The 15,773-nt window shown below is 63.3% G+C and carries 15 protein-coding genes; 7 read left to right on the top strand and 8 right to left on the bottom strand.

The window, feature by feature from the left end:
- Window positions 1–105: 105 nt before the first annotated feature.
- A complete protein-coding gene (locus tag BW39_RS07935; protein ID WP_043820926.1) occupies window positions 106–1,596 on the top strand; it encodes a GGDEF domain-containing protein in 1,491 nt (496 codons plus the stop codon).
- Between the two features lie 32 nt (window positions 1,597–1,628).
- Here the strand turns inward: BW39_RS07935 and BW39_RS07930 are convergent, their stop codons facing one another.
- On the bottom strand, window positions 1,629–3,449 hold the full coding sequence (locus BW39_RS07930; protein WP_043820925.1) for a methyl-accepting chemotaxis protein: 1,821 nt from the start codon (window positions 3,447–3,449) through the stop codon (window positions 1,629–1,631).
- A gap of 800 nt (window positions 3,450–4,249) precedes the next feature.
- Between BW39_RS07930 and BW39_RS07925 the strand changes: the two genes are divergently transcribed.
- The gene (locus BW39_RS07925; protein ID WP_012205312.1) at window positions 4,250–4,543 is read left to right on the top strand and encodes an H-NS histone family protein; all 294 of its coding nucleotides are present in this window, start codon (window positions 4,250–4,252) and stop codon (window positions 4,541–4,543) included.
- 486 nt (window positions 4,544–5,029) lie between these two features.
- On the opposite strand, the gene BW39_RS07920 is transcribed toward BW39_RS07925, so the two are convergent.
- Together BW39_RS07920 and BW39_RS30875 are read right to left on the bottom strand one after the other, a co-directional pair.
- Entirely contained in the window at window positions 5,030–6,592 is a 1,563-nt protein-coding gene (locus tag BW39_RS07920; protein ID WP_043820923.1) for a methyl-accepting chemotaxis protein, read from the bottom strand.
- On the bottom strand, window positions 6,582–6,806 hold the full coding sequence (locus BW39_RS30875) for a hypothetical protein (RefSeq protein WP_152547192.1): 225 nt from the start codon (window positions 6,804–6,806) through the stop codon (window positions 6,582–6,584). The genes BW39_RS07920 and BW39_RS30875 overlap by 11 nt, the downstream gene beginning before the upstream one ends.
- Window positions 6,807–6,938: 132 nt before the next feature.
- Here BW39_RS30875 and BW39_RS07915 point away from each other — a divergent pair, with 132 nt between their 5' ends.
- Window positions 6,939–8,114, top strand: coding sequence for a GGDEF domain-containing protein (locus BW39_RS07915; protein ID WP_235264166.1), 1,176 nt, complete (start codon window positions 6,939–6,941; stop codon window positions 8,112–8,114).
- 109 nt (window positions 8,115–8,223) lie between these two features.
- Here BW39_RS07915 and BW39_RS07910 read toward each other — a convergent pair whose 3' ends face one another.
- Together BW39_RS07910 and BW39_RS07905 are read right to left on the bottom strand one after the other, a co-directional pair.
- Complete coding sequence (locus BW39_RS07910; protein WP_012205309.1) at window positions 8,224–8,403, bottom strand: CsbD family protein; 180 nt, start codon at window positions 8,401–8,403, stop codon at window positions 8,224–8,226.
- Window positions 8,404–8,534: 131 nt separating this feature from the next.
- Window positions 8,535–8,939 carry an Arc family DNA-binding protein gene (locus tag BW39_RS07905; protein ID WP_043820919.1) on the bottom strand — a complete coding sequence of 135 codons (405 nt, stop codon included), beginning with the start codon at window positions 8,937–8,939 and terminating at the stop codon, window positions 8,535–8,537.
- Window positions 8,940–9,121: 182 nt separating this feature from the next.
- Between BW39_RS07905 and BW39_RS07900 the strand changes: the two genes are divergently transcribed.
- Entirely contained in the window at window positions 9,122–9,514 is a 393-nt protein-coding gene (locus BW39_RS07900) for a hypothetical protein (protein ID WP_034392958.1), read from the top strand.
- Window positions 9,515–9,538: 24 nt separating this feature from the next.
- On the opposite strand, the gene BW39_RS07895 is transcribed toward BW39_RS07900, so the two are convergent.
- Window positions 9,539–10,840: a UDP-N-acetylglucosamine 1-carboxyvinyltransferase gene (locus BW39_RS07895; protein ID WP_043820918.1), complete on the bottom strand. Its 1,302-nt coding sequence runs from the start codon at window positions 10,838–10,840 to the stop codon at window positions 9,539–9,541.
- A gap of 141 nt (window positions 10,841–10,981) precedes the next feature.
- The gene (locus BW39_RS07890) at window positions 10,982–11,458 is read right to left on the bottom strand and encodes a GNAT family N-acetyltransferase (protein WP_012205305.1); all 477 of its coding nucleotides are present in this window, start codon (window positions 11,456–11,458) and stop codon (window positions 10,982–10,984) included.
- 271 nt (window positions 11,459–11,729) lie between these two features.
- On the opposite strand from BW39_RS07890, the gene BW39_RS07885 reads away from it, so the two are divergent.
- From BW39_RS07885 to BW39_RS32155, 3 genes are all read left to right on the top strand, one after another.
- Window positions 11,730–11,933 carry a hypothetical protein gene (locus BW39_RS07885; RefSeq protein ID WP_012205304.1) on the top strand — a complete coding sequence of 68 codons (204 nt, stop codon included), beginning with the start codon at window positions 11,730–11,732 and terminating at the stop codon, window positions 11,931–11,933.
- A 251-nt stretch (window positions 11,934–12,184) separates the two neighbouring features.
- Window positions 12,185–13,258, top strand: coding sequence for a linear amide C-N hydrolase (locus tag BW39_RS07880; RefSeq protein WP_043820916.1), 1,074 nt, complete (start codon window positions 12,185–12,187; stop codon window positions 13,256–13,258).
- 541 nt (window positions 13,259–13,799) lie between these two features.
- The gene (locus BW39_RS32155) at window positions 13,800–14,645 is read left to right on the top strand and encodes an IPTL-CTERM sorting domain-containing protein (RefSeq protein WP_268749022.1); all 846 of its coding nucleotides are present in this window, start codon (window positions 13,800–13,802) and stop codon (window positions 14,643–14,645) included.
- 74 nt (window positions 14,646–14,719) lie between these two features.
- Here BW39_RS32155 and BW39_RS07870 read toward each other — a convergent pair whose 3' ends face one another.
- Entirely contained in the window at window positions 14,720–15,661 is a 942-nt protein-coding gene (locus BW39_RS07870) for a hypothetical protein (RefSeq protein WP_235264165.1), read from the bottom strand.
- Between the last annotated feature and the right edge of the window lie 112 nt (window positions 15,662–15,773).

Genomic DNA, 15,773 nt, shown 5'->3' with positions numbered 1-15,773 from the left:
GCCCGCCGGGCCGCTCGTTCACCACCATGACAAGGGCATGGCCGCCATGCCCGACGAACGCGCGCAGAGTCCGGTGCCTCCATTCGGTCTCCACAGGGGAGACATATGTCACATCGCGCCGCATCCGGAGATCCGTGGAGCCTTCCACAAGCTGCAACGCCCTGGCGGGACAGCTTTGTGCTGGGCGGGGTGCTGTTCCTGTGCTCGGCCGTGGCGCTGGGCCTGCGCTCTCCGGAGCATCTGTCGTCCCTGTGGCTGTCCAACGCCCTGCTCCTGGGCTGGATGCTTCGCAGCCCTGCCTACAGCCATAGACACGGCTGGACGGCTGCCGCCATTGCCATGGCGCTGGCCGAATGGCTTTCCGGCAGTCCGCTGGACCAGACCCTGTGGCTGACCTTTGCCGACCTGGCCGCCGTGGCCTGCGGCTGGGTGATGATGCGGCGCCTGCCGCAGCGGGTGCAGCAGATGCGCTCTCCTTCCTCGGTGCTGCATCTGGTGATGTGCAGCCTGCTGGTGAGCGTGGTCGGAGCCGTGCTGGGCTCGGCGGGCATGCACCATCTCATGCATTGGCCCTGGCAGCCCATGATGGCCATGTGGTTCAGCAGCGAGTTGATGCACATGACCCTGTTGCTGCCTGTGCTGCTGAGCCTTCCGGCAAAGCTGGAGCCGCTGTCCTGGCGCAGCCAGCCATTCAAACAAACGGCGCAGGCCTTGCTGCCGCTGCTTGCCCTGGCGATTTCCGAATCCATTGCCATCTACCTGGGCGGACCAGGCGCGCTGTCGCTCACCATGCCGGCCATGCTGCTGTGCGCCATGCGCTATCGGCTGTTCGTGGTCGCCCTGCTCAACCTGGTCAGCTGTGCCATCAAGCTGGCCACGTTTTCCCATGTGTTGTTCAGCTCGCCCAACACCGAGCTGGAGACCACGTTCTCCTTCCGCCTGGGTCTGGCCATGCTGTCGATCGGCCCGCTGGCCGTGGCCTGCACGCTCATGGCTTTCAAGGACATGCTCAGCAAGCTGCGCCATGCAGTGAACCACGATGCGCTGACGGGACTGCTGGCACGCACCAGCTTTCTGGAGCGCGCACAGCGCACGCTGGAGCGCCTGCAGCGCGAGCGCCAGTCAGGCGCCATGCTGATGCTCGACCTGGACCACTTCAAGCACATCAACGACCGCCATGGCCATGCCGCCGGCGACCGGGTGCTGCAGGAAGTCTCGGCCCGCCTGTCGCAGGCGCTGCGCCCGCATGAACTCATAGGCCGCCTGGGCGGCGAGGAGTTTGCGGTGCTGCTGCCCGGTGCCGACTGCGTCACGGCCAGGGCCGTGGCCCAGCGGCTGTGCGAGGCCACGCGCGAAATTCGCATCGACATGAACGATGGCGCAGCCATCTGCCCCACGCTGAGCATTGGCATAGGCTGTACGAACATGGCCTACCCACCGCTGGGTTTGAGTGCCTTGCTGCGCATGGCCGATACCGCGCTGTACCAGGCCAAGGCCAGCGGCCGCGACCGCTACTTCGTGGCCGGCGAGCGGCCGGGCGAGGCGGACTCACCGGCCTTTGCCTGCGAGCATTCCGGGGGCGCCAAAGCGGCCTGACACCAGGCACCGCCTCGGCGTTTTGCCAGCGCTCAGCGCAGGCGGCGGGCGCCGTTTCCTTCGTCGAGCTTGAAGCCCGCCACGGCCTGCGCCAGCTGCACCGCCTGCTGCTGCAGCGACTGCGCTGCGGCCGTGACCTCCTCCACCAGGGCAGCGTTCTGCTGCGTGACCTGGTCCATCTGGCCGATGGCGCTGCCCACCTCGGCAATGCCACGGCTTTGCTCCTGGCTGGCGTTGCTGATCTCGGCCACCAGCGTGCTGAGCTTGCGCACGCCGTCCACGGCCTGGTCGATGGTGGTGCCCGCATTGCGCACCAGGCGGCTGCCCGTGTCGATCTGGCCCACGGAATCATCGATCAGCGCCTTGATCTCCCTGGCCGCCGTGGCGCTGCGTTGCGCCAGCGTGCGCACCTCGCTGGCGACCACGGCAAAGCCCCGACCCTGCTCGCCGGCGCGCGCCGCTTCCACCGCTGCGTTCAGCGCGAGGATGTTGGTCTGGAAGGCAATGGAGTCGATCACGCCGATGATGCTTTCGATCTTGCGTGCCGAGGCCTCGATGCCGCCCATGGTCTGCACCACCTGGCCGACGGCCTCTCCGCCCTGGGTGGCGATCTGCGAGGCGCTGGTGGCCAGCTCGCTGGCCTGGCGCGCATTGGCCGCGTTCTGCTGCACGGTTGCCGTGATCTGCTCCATGGCGGCTGCCGTCTGCTCCAGCGAGCTGGCCTGCTGCTCGGTGCGTGACGACAGGTCCTGGTTGCCACCCGCAATCTCTGCCGACGCCATGCGCACCGATTCCGACGACTCGCGAATGCGCAGCAGCACCGTGGCGATCTTGTCCACGAACTGGTTGAAGGACTGGCCGATCTGCGCCAGCTCATCGCGGCCGGCAGAGGTGAGGCGGCGGGTCAGATCGCCTTCGCCCGAGGCGATGTCCTGCAGCGCATCGCGTGCCACGGCCAGGCGATTGAGCATGCGGCGCAGCGCCACGGTCAGCAGCACCGCCGCGCCCAGCACGGACAGCACGGTGATGAGGGCGGCCACCTGCAGCAGCGCCCGCACCGAATCCGTGGCCTGTGCGCGGTCGATCACCACGGCCAGCGTCCAGGGCGTGCCCTCGACCTTGGCGGCGTAGAGCATCTGCGGCTCGCCATCGAGCACCAGATCGGCGCGGCCGCCCTGCTCGGCCAGGCGCTTGATCAGCGCGGCATCGAGTTCAGGGGCAATCGCGGAAGCGGGCTTGAGCGCCAGCTCGGGCTTGGCGTAGGCCAGCAGGCGGCCTTCGCCATCAATCAGAAAGGCAAAGCTTTTTTCCTGGGGACGGATGGCGGCCACTTTCCTGGACATGGCGGCCAACCGCACATCAGTGCCGACAACGGCCGTGATGGCGCCCGAGCTGCCGACCGGATCGACAAAGCTGATGGTCAGCTCGCCGGTGCTGGCATCGACATAGGCTGGCGTCACGCCCGGCCGGCCTTCGCGCACGGCCTGCTTGAACCAGTCGCGCTGGGTGCCGTCGTAGTTCTCCGGCATGGGATGGGTGAACACGGCGCGCCTGTCGGCATGGACGAAATAGGCGTCATCGAAGCCGCCAGCCTGCTGGCCGGCCAGCAGGAAGGGGATGGGGTCCGGCTGGTCCACCGCCTTCTTCAATGAGCCGGTGATGCGCTGCTTGTCCTGAACCCAGTCGGTCAGTGTGGATGCATGGGCCCGCGTGAGCTGGCCGATGTTTTCGTCGATATCGGACAGCGTGCTGCTGCGCGCCGTCCAGAAGGTGGCCATGGACAGCGCGAACAGTGCGGCCACGGTGATTGCTACGCAGATGAGGATCAGGCGGGCACGAAGTGTTTGAAACATGATGCGTAGTGAAGGCAAAACGAGGGCTGTGAATGCCCACCGAGCCTATCCGAGACGCATCGGCCGCCAGAGCTCGAAGAGTGCGTACTTGCCCTTGTAATTGCCTGCTTCCTGCGTGCGAAGAAGCCCGCTGGCTAGCCTCTTCGTGCAGGCACTGCATTGCTGGCAGCGCCGCCCAAGCTGCAGTCGTCAGCCTTTTGCAAGAACCAGTCACAAGCTTGAAGGATGCGTGCTATAGTGTCAATTTGTAACACAGACACTTACCGCCCTGGCTGCGGGATTTTTCTGTCGCAAACGCCAGCGCCTTGATTCCAGGACCCTGCCGTTTGCGCCGCGCACCCTGTGTTTTTCCCTCCCTCATATTTTTGGGGTGCACCACGCGGCCTTTTCTTCCCTTGTATGGACTGCCATTGATCGAGAGTGGCTTCCCATCGGGGGCCGGCAGGGAGCCGGGCAAGAAAGTGTTTCACCTTGATACAAAAATGCCGATAAGAAGGCAGATCTGTCATTCAAGGGAAGAGAAACATGAAGCGATGCATCATCAAAGTGGCCGGCGCCTGCTACACAGCCCTGTTCCCCAGCACCTGCGCCGCTGTGGCAGACGCGATGGCCCGGTTTCCATACGCTACAAAAATCAGCGTCCGACTCGCCTAGACTCGGGCAAGATGGGAATCCGTTCTCAGACAGGTTCCAGGCAATACGCCTGTCGTCGTCCGGGTGTTGCGCGGCAGTGTAGGCTCACTTTGCCAAAAGTCTCCTAAGATTCCTTTATATTGGCAGATCAACATCCATTGATATACATGACTACCGACTACAAGACACTGCTGCAGCAGAAAGCCCATCTCGAAGCCCAGATCGCCGAAGTGCTCAAGACCGAGAAGTCCGGAGCCATTGCCCAGGTGCGCACCATCATCGACCAATACGGATTGACCGAGGCCGACGTCTTCCCTTCGTCCAAAGCCAAGGCTGGCGGCGGTTTCCGCGTGGTCGGCGTCCCCAAGTACCGCGACCCGGCCACGGGCGCGACCTGGACCGGCCGTGGCAAGCAGCCCCGCTGGATCGAAGGCAAGGACCGCACTCCCTTCGCCATATGAGGTCCGGCGCAGCCCGCCCCCTGGCAGCCACCAAGCTGCGACAGAGCCCGCCAAGTGCGGGCTTTTTGCTGCCAGAAGCAACGGGTTAACCCTATTGCTCAGAAGTTACAAATTCTTCAATGTAGTGCAGATGCGTGAACCGATGGGTGCCGGCATGTTTCGGTACCCAAGCAATCACAACAAGGGAAACAGCAGGTATCACACAGGGAACTGTCCTACAGCCCTGCTCTCCAAAATCATGTTGGCCACGCCTTTGCAGCAAGCGCAAGCCATGTGGATTCAACCACGCAGCGGCAAAGTCCAGGCGGCCACTGGAGCGATCCGCAGCCACCACGAACCATTTTCCAGCCGGGCCAGGGAGACTATCTCCTCCCTCCCCTCTCACTGACTTACCCTGGCAGGCCCGCAAGGGCACCGGCTTTTCTCTTCAAGGACCGCCCTCGGGCGGTCCTTTTTTCTGCGTGTGTCATTGCGCCTTGGTGCTGATCAATGCAAGGCTGGCACGGCATGGCCCACCTTGAACACGGCCACCATGCCCGACAGGCGCTGCGCCTGGTCGCTGAGGGCGGCGGCCGCCGCTGCGGACTCCTCCACGAGAGCCGCGTTTTGCTGCGTCATCTGGTCCAGCTGGCTGACTGCCTGGTTGACCTGGCCAATGCCGTCGCGCTGCTCGGTGGAAGATGCCGTGATCTCGCCGATCATGTCCGAGACCTTGCGCACGCTGCCCACGATGTCATCCATCACCTGGCCAGCCTGGGCCACCTGGGCCGAGCCTTCCTGCGCGGCATCGACCGAGGTGCTGATCAGCACCTTGATCTCCTTGGCGGCCTCGGCGCTGCGATGGGCCAGGGCCCGCACTTCACCGGCCACCACGGCAAAGCCGCGGCCCTGCTCGCCTGCGCGGGCCGCTTCCACGGCAGCGTTCAGCGCCAGGATGTTGGTCTGGAAGGCAATGGAGTCGATGACACCGATGATGTCGGAGATGCGGCGCGCGCTGTCGCCGATGCGATCCATGCTGGCCACCACATGGCCCACCACGGCGCCGCCGCGCTCGGCGGCCTGGGCGGCGCTGCCGGCCAGATGATTGGCCTGGCGCGCGGTGTCGGCAGCCTGGCCCACGGTGGCGGTCAGTTGCTCCATGCTGGCGGCCGTTTCCTCCAGATTGGACGCCGTCTGCTCGGTGCGCGAAGACAGGTTGTGGTTGCCCGCGGCAATCTCGGTGGATGCGGTGGAGATGGAATGCACGCTGTCACGCACCTCCGTCACCAGCCCGCGCAGCCGCGCCGCCATGCCCGAGACCGAGCGCAGCAGGTGGCCGAACTCGTCCTTGCGGCTGTCATCGGCCGACACCGTGAGGTCGCCCTGGGCGATGGCGTCCGTCAGCTGCACGGCGCGTTCCAGCGGGCGGGTGATGGCCCGCGTCAGCGCCAAGGCCAGGGCCAGGCCCGCCAGAAGGACCACGCCCTGGACGATCCAGGCCAGCACGCTGGCCTGCTGCCGGGCGGCCTGGGCCTGCTCGCGGGCTGCATCGCGCTGGCTGCGCTGCAGCTGCACGAAGACTTCCAGCGAGTCCACGTAGCGGCCAATGGCACCCAGGTACTGCTGCTGGACGAACTCGCGGAATGCCGCTGCATCGCCGGTCAACTTGATCTCGCGCGCCCGCTTGTTCAGTGCCAGCACCTCGGTGCGGATGGCTGCAATGCGCTCCAGCGCCGCCTTGTCGGCATCGCTGGCGCCCTTGACGATCTCGGCCTGCAGCTTGGTGATCAGTGCCGAGCCTTCCTTGACCCGGCCGTCGAGCAGGCGGGTCAGTTCCTCATCGGTGGAGGCATTGCTGGCCAGCACCCGCTCGCCCGTGGTCTCCGTTGCGCCCTTCCATTGAATGGCCAGGCTGATGCGGCTCTCGTACTCGGACAGCGTCTGCATGCCGTGGTCCATGGCGCGAGCCGCCGCAAACTGTGCCCAAAGCGATACCGCAAGCATCATCGCCAGCAAGCCGCCCAGCGTGCCCCAAAGCTTGGCGGACACGCTCCATTGATCAAATTTCATTCGTAGCACTCTCGTCGGAAAAACCGAATACAGGAAAGGTGAAACAACAGGCCGCGCGCATCAGCGGCGACCGTTTTCCGGCGCAACGCCTTGCCATATCGGCATAGGCCACCAATCCGGAAAAGATGACCTGCTTTTTCGTCACAAATGCCCGGGACTTGAGGCCGCCGCACGGATAGGCCCGATATTGCCAGCCGTGCACAACGCAGAACATGCGCGCATGCGGCCGCAAGCGCCGTGGCAACGGATGCAAAATGGACCGGCGCTTCGGTATGCAGCACCATTCAATGCCGCAATCGCGAAGCTGTCGCCACCCGCACCTGCAAGTGCATAACACGCTGTGGATGTGTCACTCGATACCGATCGCCTCTATGTATTGATTGCGCCGCTGAGCATTCTGCTGCTCAGTTGCACGCTGGCCGTGTGCTGGCTGGTGCAGCGGCGCCAGCGCTACCTGCTGTGGATTGCGGGCGGATACGCCCTGGTTTCTCTGGCGCTGGCCTGGCAAAGCCTTGCACCCCCGGAAGAACTGCACCACTGGGCCGTGTTCACGGGCGCCATGTATCTGTTCGGCACCTGGTGCTTCGCGCGCTGCATGGCGGGGCGCTATGGCGTCTCGGCCCATCCCTTGCTGGGGCTGCTCATAGGCGCCGTCGTCCTGGCTGCGCTGTACTACTACAGCCGGGTCCAGGTCGATCTGTGGGTGCGCGTGCACTGGCTCAACACCGGCCTGGGCCTGCTGCAGATGCTGCCGGCGCCCGCCATGCTGCGGCGCCGGCCACCTCAGGATTGGCTGGAGAGAATGCTCTACTGGTCCTACGTGGTGTTTGCCGGCTACACCGCTGCCCGGCCGCTGCTGGTGCTGGCCCTGGGCAGCACCGATCTCAATGAGATTGCACGCTCCACCTACTGGCTGGTGACCCTGGTCAGCACGCTGTCGTTTGCGCTGCTGTTCACCCTCATGCTGCTGGCGTGCACGGTGCGCGATGTCTTCACCGCGCTGCGCGAGGAGCGCAACCACGACTCGCTGACCAACCTGCTCAACCGCCGCGCCTTCCAGGAGGCAGCCGAGTTGCGCCTGGCCGATCCGCACATGGCCCCGATCTCCGTGCTGATAGGCGACATAGACCACTTCAAGCGCATCAATGACAGCTGGGGGCATGACTGCGGAGACCGTGTATTGCAGGTCGTGGCCCAGACCCTGCAGCAACACGTGCGCAACGACGATCTGGTGTCACGCTTTGGCGGCGAGGAATTCGTGCTGCTGCTGATGCGCACCACGCCCCAGGAGGCCGAGCTCGTGGCCCAGCGCATACGCGCCCAGCTCAGCGCGGACGGCTATGTGCTGGCGGCCGGCCAGCGGGTGACCATCAGCTTCGGCATCGCACCCGTGGCCGCCAACACCGCCTTGACCGATGCGCTGACGCGCGCCGACGGCCTGCTGTATGCCGCCAAGCAGGCGGGCCGCGACCGCGTGCATGTGGCCACGGACCCTGGGCGCAGGGTGCCGCAGGCCGTCTGAAACAGGAAGCGCGCAGCGCCTTCTTCGCACGCCCATTCGTCGAAACCCGTGGAAAAGAAAAAGCCCGCCAGGGTGTGGCGGGCTTGTTCGCAAAGGCAGGGTGAATGCCTTATTTTTTCGCGTCCTTCAAGACTTCCTTCACATCACCCAGCTTCTTCTGGGCCGTGCCTTCGACCTGCTTGGCGATGCCCTTGGCCTGTTGCTCGGGGCTGTCGATCAACTCGCCAGCCTTTTGCTGCACCTTGCCTGCGGCATCCTTGAGCGTGCCCTTGATCTGATCCGTGTTCATAGTTGCGTCCTTTGCTGCAAGAGCCTTCAAAAAGGGATAGGTTGTTTAACACCCAACGCAACGATACGCGTGACAAACCGGGGCGCGCGACAGCGCGCTGCAACGATACGCGTGGTCTGAGGCCTACAGCCTCAGGTCTTCTTGCTGGTGCGACGGGCGGCCTGCGCGCCATCCCCCGTGGCCTTGGGCAAAGACGCAGCCTCACCCGCTTCGGAGCGCAGGCGCTTGAGGGCTTCGGTCACCACGGCCTCCTTGTGCGCCTCGAACAGGCCTGCAGCGGCGTCCTTGTGTTCTTGCAGCAAGCGGCACAGGCGCGCGATTTCCTTTTTCAACTCCGCCACATCCAGGTCCGGGCCGGCCTGGGCCGTGTCGCCGGCTTCATCCAATTCGAAGCTGCGCCGTATGCGGGCAACGATTTCGGCATTCATGGAACGGTGGCCTGCCTTTGCCACTTCCGAGATGCGATCGCGCATTCCATCCGGGAAACGGACGATGAAGCGCTCCTGGGTTTCGCTGGGAAAGGGTTTTCGTTGCATTGGGCGATGGTACCTGCCAGATGCAAATTCAGATTCATGCCTAGTTGACATGATTCCAAGTTGGCATAACATTTGAATCGGCCCGACCAAGGACCGGGCAAGCCAGCACCCATGCCTATGCCCGTGCCGATGCTCGTGCGTACGAGCCCTGAACCCCAGACCTATTGCGCAAGAACACAACCATGCCGGACACAGACATGCCCGCCTCCGCGCGCCTTGCGCAGGCCCTCGCCAGAGCGCCCGATCCGGAGAGCTTGGCGACCGATGCGCTATGCCACATCAGCGCGGCGCTGAGCGTGCTGGAAATGCATGTGGAAAGATCCAACCGCGCCATGGTGGTCGGTGTCCACGACCTGCTGCGCAGCTACCACCTCAAGGCAGACCGTGCCGCTGCAGAGCAGCCGGTCGAGGCGCTGGCCAGCAGCGTGCTGCCGCAGATGTCGGCCGACCTTCAAGGCCTGCTGGAAATCATTGACCGCGTGAACGACGACGAGATGGACGACCCCATCCTCTATGCCGTGAGCTACCTGCTCAGGGCGGCCAAGAGATTCTCGGATGCGGCGCCGCAGGCATAGCGGCCTGCGCATCGCCGCCTGATCTCACTCCTCGTTGGTCCACTCCACCCGCGCGCCCAGGCTGCGCAGGTTCTCGACAAAGTGCGGATGCGCACGGCGAATCGGCGTGGCGTTGCGGATCTCCGATCGACCCTCGATGCTGCTGGCGACCATGAACAGCGCAATCGCCACGCGGATGATGTAGGGGCTCTCCACCACGGCCGGCGTCAGCGGATTGCCGCCAAAGGTGACCACGCGGTGCGGGTCCGAAGAAAACACATGGGCACCGAACTTGGACAGCTCGCCCGTCCAGCCCAGCGCGCCATCGTAGATCTTGTTCCAGAACAGCGCATTGCCCTGCGCATGCACACCCAGCGCAATGAAGATGGGCAGCAGATCCACCGGAAAGTACGGCCAGGGAGCGGCTTCCACCTTGGTGAGCACATTGCTGGTGAAAGGCGTCTGCACCTTCAGCGGCCCCGAGCGCAGCGCGCGCGACCAGCCGTTCTTGTGCTCCACCTGCACGCCAAACTTGGCGAAGGTGCGGTCGATCAGCGGAAAGTTGTCCGGCGTGCTGTTGCGCACCTCCACATCGCCGCCCGTGATCGCGCCCAACGCGAGAAAGGTGGTGATCTCGTGGAAGTCTTCCTCGAAGGTGAAATCGCCGCCGCCCAGCGGCGCACCGCCGCGCACCGTCAGCCGCGAGGTGCCGATGCCGTCAATATCAGCACCCATCATCACCATGAAGCGGCAGAACTCCTGCACATGCGGCTCACAGGCCGCATTGGTCAGCATGGACTCGCCCTGCGCAGCCACGGCGCACAGCACGAAGTTCTCCGTGGCCGTGACCGATGCATAGTCCAGCCAGTGGCGCACGGCCTTGAGCGGCGCGGCACTGTGGATCAGCAGGGAGCCGCTGGCGCGCTCCACCTCTCCGCCAAAGGAGCGAAAGATGTCCACGTGCGGATCGATCTCGCGCACACCCAGCGTGCAGCCCTTGACGTTGTCCTCCAGCCGCGCCACGCCAAAGCGCGCCAGCAGCGGCGGCACCAGCATGATGGAAGAGCGCATTTCCTCGGGCAGGCGGTGCGAGGACGCGTCAAAGCGCGTGTCGCGGTGGTGCAGCTGCAGCGTGCGCGTGGTCTCGTCCAGCTGCACCTCGCTGCCCAGCGTGCGGAAGATGTCGAGGATCTTGCGCACATCCGTGATGTCCGGCACGCCATGCAGCCGCAGCGGCTGATCGGTCAGCAGCGTGGCGCACAGAATCGGCAGCACGGCATTCTTGTTGGCGGAGGGAACGACGCGGCCGCGCAAAGGCGTGCCGCCGTGGACGATGAGATTGGACATGGGGTGCAGCGCTAGCAGCGATAGGACAACGCGTGATTCTAGGGTTGCCGGGCTGCCCGCAGGCCTTGCAGCGGCAGCGCACGCCCGCTGTTTCAACAGGTTTCGTATCCAGGCCGCCTACCCGACAACAAAGCGTCAGCCTCAGCCCTGCACTTCGTGCCCGTAGACGATGAAGCCCCGGTGCTCGGCCACCTGGTCATACAGCGCGCGGCCCGCCTCGTTGGAGGACTGCGTCTGCCAGTACACGCGGCGCGCTCCCGCCTGCGCAGCCTGCGCATAGACCGCACGGATGAGCGACTTGCCAATGCCCTGCTTGCGCCGCCGCGCATCGGCAAACAGATCCTGCAGATAGCACACCGGCTCCAGCCGCGTGGTGCTGCGATGAAACAGGTAGTGCGCCAGGCCGACCAGCTCACCCTCGCTCTCCGCCACGAGCGCAAACACCGGCTCCAGCGGATTGAGGAAGCGCTCCCAGGTGGCCTGTGTGATGCCTTCGGGCAGCGCCGTCTCGCCAGCGCGCCCATAAAAGGCGTTGTAGCCCTGCCAGAGAGGAAGCCATTGGTGGTGATCCGCCTGTGTGACAGGCCGGATCTGAAGCGGAGGAACAAGGGACGACATGGAACTCCTGGCAAACAAATGAAATGGGGACCAGGAATTCTAGGCACGGCAAGCCGCCGCAAAGAGGCTTGCAGGCCACTCCTCGCACCCCTGCGAGGCCTGAGGACGCAGCGCACAGCGCGTCCGCAAAACACATACACGGCGTACAGGCGCGGCCTACATGCGACCTCAGCCTTGGCCCGCACAGAAACACCGCGCAACCAATTGAAATAGAGCCCATAGGAGAGCACGTACCCAGAAACCTCTCCAAATCATGTGACGGAGATACAAGATGAGTCGAGTCGTTCCGACAGAAAGCTTCAACCCGGACCCGGATGCCCGCTACCACCGCAGCCTGCTGGAAGCCTTTCCCGTGCGCGGCAACCAGCCTTTGCTGCTGCGCATGGAGCCACGCTCGCCCCTGGGACGCCTGTACGCGCGGGGCTTGCGCGCCTTGCGGGCCGCATTCGCCACCGAACTGCCGAGAACCTTCTGATGCGACACCTCTTCCTCGTCTTTCTGTGGTCCGCCATCTGCGCCATTTCCTTTGCCGTGGCAATGCTGGCCAGCCCCATGCTCAGCCACGCCATCTGACCGTGCTGCCAGCACGCGTGCCGTTGCCTGCACCACGCCCATAAAACCATCGGCCATCGCCCTGGCCGTCTCCAATGCGGCTTTATCCGACTCTGGATGCAAATGCCTGCCGCCTACACTGCGCCAGTCCATTTGCTTACAAAGGAATTTCCCGTGAAGAAAAGCACATTGCAGATTCGTCCCGTCGTGGGCGCATTGCTGGTGGTATTTGCCGGGCTTACAGCCCTTTCCAGCGCCTGGGCCTGTACCCGCCTTGTCTATTTGGGGGCGAATGGCCAGGTCGTGACGGCACGCTCCATGGATTGGAAAAGCGACATCGTCAGCAATCTCTGGGTACTGCCGCGCGGCATGGAGCGCAGCGGCAAGGCCGGCCCCAATTCCCTGCGCTGGACTTCCAGGTACGGCAGCGTTGTCACCTCGGGCTATGACGTGTCCACCACCGATGGAGTCAATGAGGCCGGCCTGAATGCCAACCTGCTATGGCTCGTGGAATCCCAATACCCCGCTTTCGGCGCAGGCAGCAAACCCGGCCTGACCATTGCGGCTTGGGCGCAGTATGTGCTGGACAACTTCGCCACCGTGAAGGAAGCCGTCGCGGCTTTGGAGAAAGAGCCCTTCACCATCGTCTCGGACAACGTGCCCGGAGAGAACCGCCTGACAACGCTGCACCTCTCGATGTCCGACGCCAGCGGCGACAGCGCGATCGTCGAATACATCAACGGCCGGCAGGTGATACACCACGGCCGTGAATACCAGGTCATGACCAACTCGCCGACCTTTGATCAGCAACTGGCCCTGAACGCCTATTGGAAGCAAGTGGGCGGCACCACCATGCTGCCCGGCACCAACCGGGCCGCTGACCGCTTTGCCCGTGCATCGTTCTACGTCAACGCGATCCCCAAAAGCCCGGACCCCAACAAGGCGCTTGCCAGCGTCTTCAGCGTGATCCGCAACGCCTCGGTCCCCTACGGCCTGAATACGCCGGAGGAGCCCAATATCTCCTCCACCCGCTGGCGGACCGTGTTCGACCACCAGCGCAAGCTCTATTTCTTCGAGTCGGCCCTGACACCGAATACCTTCTGGGTGGATCTCAAGGCGCTGGACTTCAGCAAGCAAACAGGCAAGGTGCTCAAGCTCGACCTGGGACCGGATCAGGACCACACATTCTCGGGCGATGCCACGCGGAATTTTCAGGAATCGGTGCCGTTTGAGTTTCTTGGATTGTGAGAATCAACCCAGGCACAGGCCATGGGCTCGCGCACTGATGCCTCAATATTGATTTTGCGTTGTGCTTTGCATAGGAAAACCAAAAATAGCAGAGCTAATTGCCGTTGATTCATACCATGACGGTTTATTGGCATTCAGCTGGAAAATAAATCCAAACAAATAAAATCCAATAATCTCAAACTCAATGCATTTTAATTTTCTATTGATTGACTTATATCAATATATAAACAACATCAACTTAACTCCACAAGCCGAAATCAAGTAATTCCTCAATAGACAACATTCAGACCATCACATAGCATCGCGCTCGCAAAATATATTCACCAAGGGATGAGGAAAAATGCGAGCAACAACACCGAATCAACAAAGATGGATCACGCCTTGGCCTGAACTGCGCAAGGGCATATTGAATGCGCGTCTTCTGGCAGCTTGCGCTGCGTGCCTGGCCCCTGCGGCCTGGGCGGCGCCCTGCGTCAGTGGAACGGTGTACACCGCCGCTGGCGGACCTCAGGTTTGCACCGTACCTGCAGGCATCACGACCATGACCGTCACCGTCATCGGCGCCGTTGGCACAGGCAGCTTGGCGGTGACTCCTGCCAACAACCTCCTGATCAGCGTCGGTGGCGGAGGCGCCACAGGAGGGCCTGTCGGCGCAGGGGGCGGTGGAAGCAGCAGCATCATCGACACATCCGCCCTCACCGTTCTGGCCGTGGCGGGCGGCGGAGGCGGCGCCGGCCGCAACGACACCGCTGGAGTTTCTGGTGGCAATGCGGGAGTGGGCGCAGGTGGTGGCAACGGCAGCAACGGAACGATGGGCAACGCGGCACACCCCGGTGGTGCAGGCGGCACGGTGGCTGGCACGGGCGGGGCCGGTGGCATTGGCACCGATGGCACGGGAGGCGCTGGCGGCAGCACCAGCAGCAGGGACGGCAGCACGGCCACAGGCAATGACGGAGGCGGCAGCGGCAGCGGCGTGGGTCCTGCAGGACCAGGAGCCAGTGGCGCCAGCGCCGGCAGCATGGGGCCCGGTTTGGGCGGTGGCGGCGCTGGCGGCGGAGGAGCCGGCGGCTACAACGCCGGTGGCGGCGGCGGCGGCTACGGGGGTGGCGGCGGCGGCGGCGGGAACGCAGGCAACGCTGGCGACATAGGCGGCGCTGGCGGTGGAGGCAGCAGCTACGGCGCCGGAATCACATTCGCAGCAGCCACCAGCGGAGCCGGCATGGGCGGCGCAGGAAATTCGAATGGTGCGGACGGATCCGTTCTGATCACCTTCGCTCCCCCAATCGCGTCAGCCCAGGCCATCCCCACGCTTGGCGAATGGAGCTTGCTGCTGCTGTCGGGCCTGCTGGCCTTGGTCGGCGTAGCCAGAACGCGGCGCCAGCACTGAGCACAGGGGTGGGACGGATTTTTGAGGATCCGCCCCGAAAGGAATGATCACAGCGCGTGCGCGCTGTGATTGCTTCAATGCCTTTCAGCCTGGTAGTAGTTTTTCCCGCCGCCCAAGCACGGCATGGGCGTCAGCATCACGGCTGCACTGCTATGGCAAAAGCCCAGTACCGTTCTGGCCGGTTGGACGAGTTGGCCGGCTGCATCCACCCCGCTCCAATGGATCCGTCCCGTCAGAACGCCGTATTCGTCCACGTGCAGCCTCTCAATCCTGTACATGTTCAAGCCGGATCGAGACGGAGCGCCTTTGCAGCTCAAAAGCCCCTCAGAGTAGATGCCACCTCCCGAATACCTCAGAGGTCCCTCGTAAAAGCAAGTCCCTCCGGCTGCAAATTCCTCCTCCATGCGGAACACATCTCCCTTGGCGTAGATATGAAGCTGCCCCCCCCTCGAACCACTCATCACCAGTTCCTCACCCGATGAGTAGCTGAAGCTCTTGCCATGCATGCGGGCCAAATTGTCCTCAAAGCCGAATCGCTTCATGGGCTGTGGCGCCCCCCCGGGCAAAGTGACCGTAGCAGAAGTCTCTGTATCAAAAACAATGCGGACAGGTCCTACGACTCGCACGGGCTCTCCATCCTGTGCGGGCCCTCCCAGAACGCGGCCGCCACGGTATTCCGTCAGTTCACCTTCGAAGATTTTTTCATCCTTCAGCTGACCCGCAGCCTGCAGGAAAAGTGCAGAGCCATCCGTTCTGTATCCGAAGTAGGTAACGATCACGTTCAGCCCGCCTTGCCTGTCTATCTGAATCCCACGCCCAGGCTTGCCATTCAGTTCACCATCCATTGCCCACATACCGGAATCAGGCAAGGCCGCCATTGTGTAAGCAGACAGGCAAGAGGCAAAGGCAGAAATCACAACACTGCGGATCCATCGATTCATAACGTCTCCATTGACATGAAAATTAAGCGAAGCCGTCTGACTATAGCCTGCAACCCGTTCATCAAGATAATTCACATCAACCGCTTCAATGAATTTAATTTAGCTAATTTATTTGCTTGCTAAGGAAAATCTGTACAAAACACGCGTGAACGAGCGGATGCACTGGCCTCATTGATCCGCTTCTCCA

It is taken from the genome of Delftia sp. RIT313 (assembly GCF_000632165.1).
GTDB classification, from domain to species: domain Bacteria; phylum Pseudomonadota; class Gammaproteobacteria; order Burkholderiales; family Burkholderiaceae_C; genus Comamonas; species Comamonas acidovorans.
Note: the sequence above shows the minus strand (reverse complement) of the source record. Positions and strands in the feature narration are given on the sequence as shown.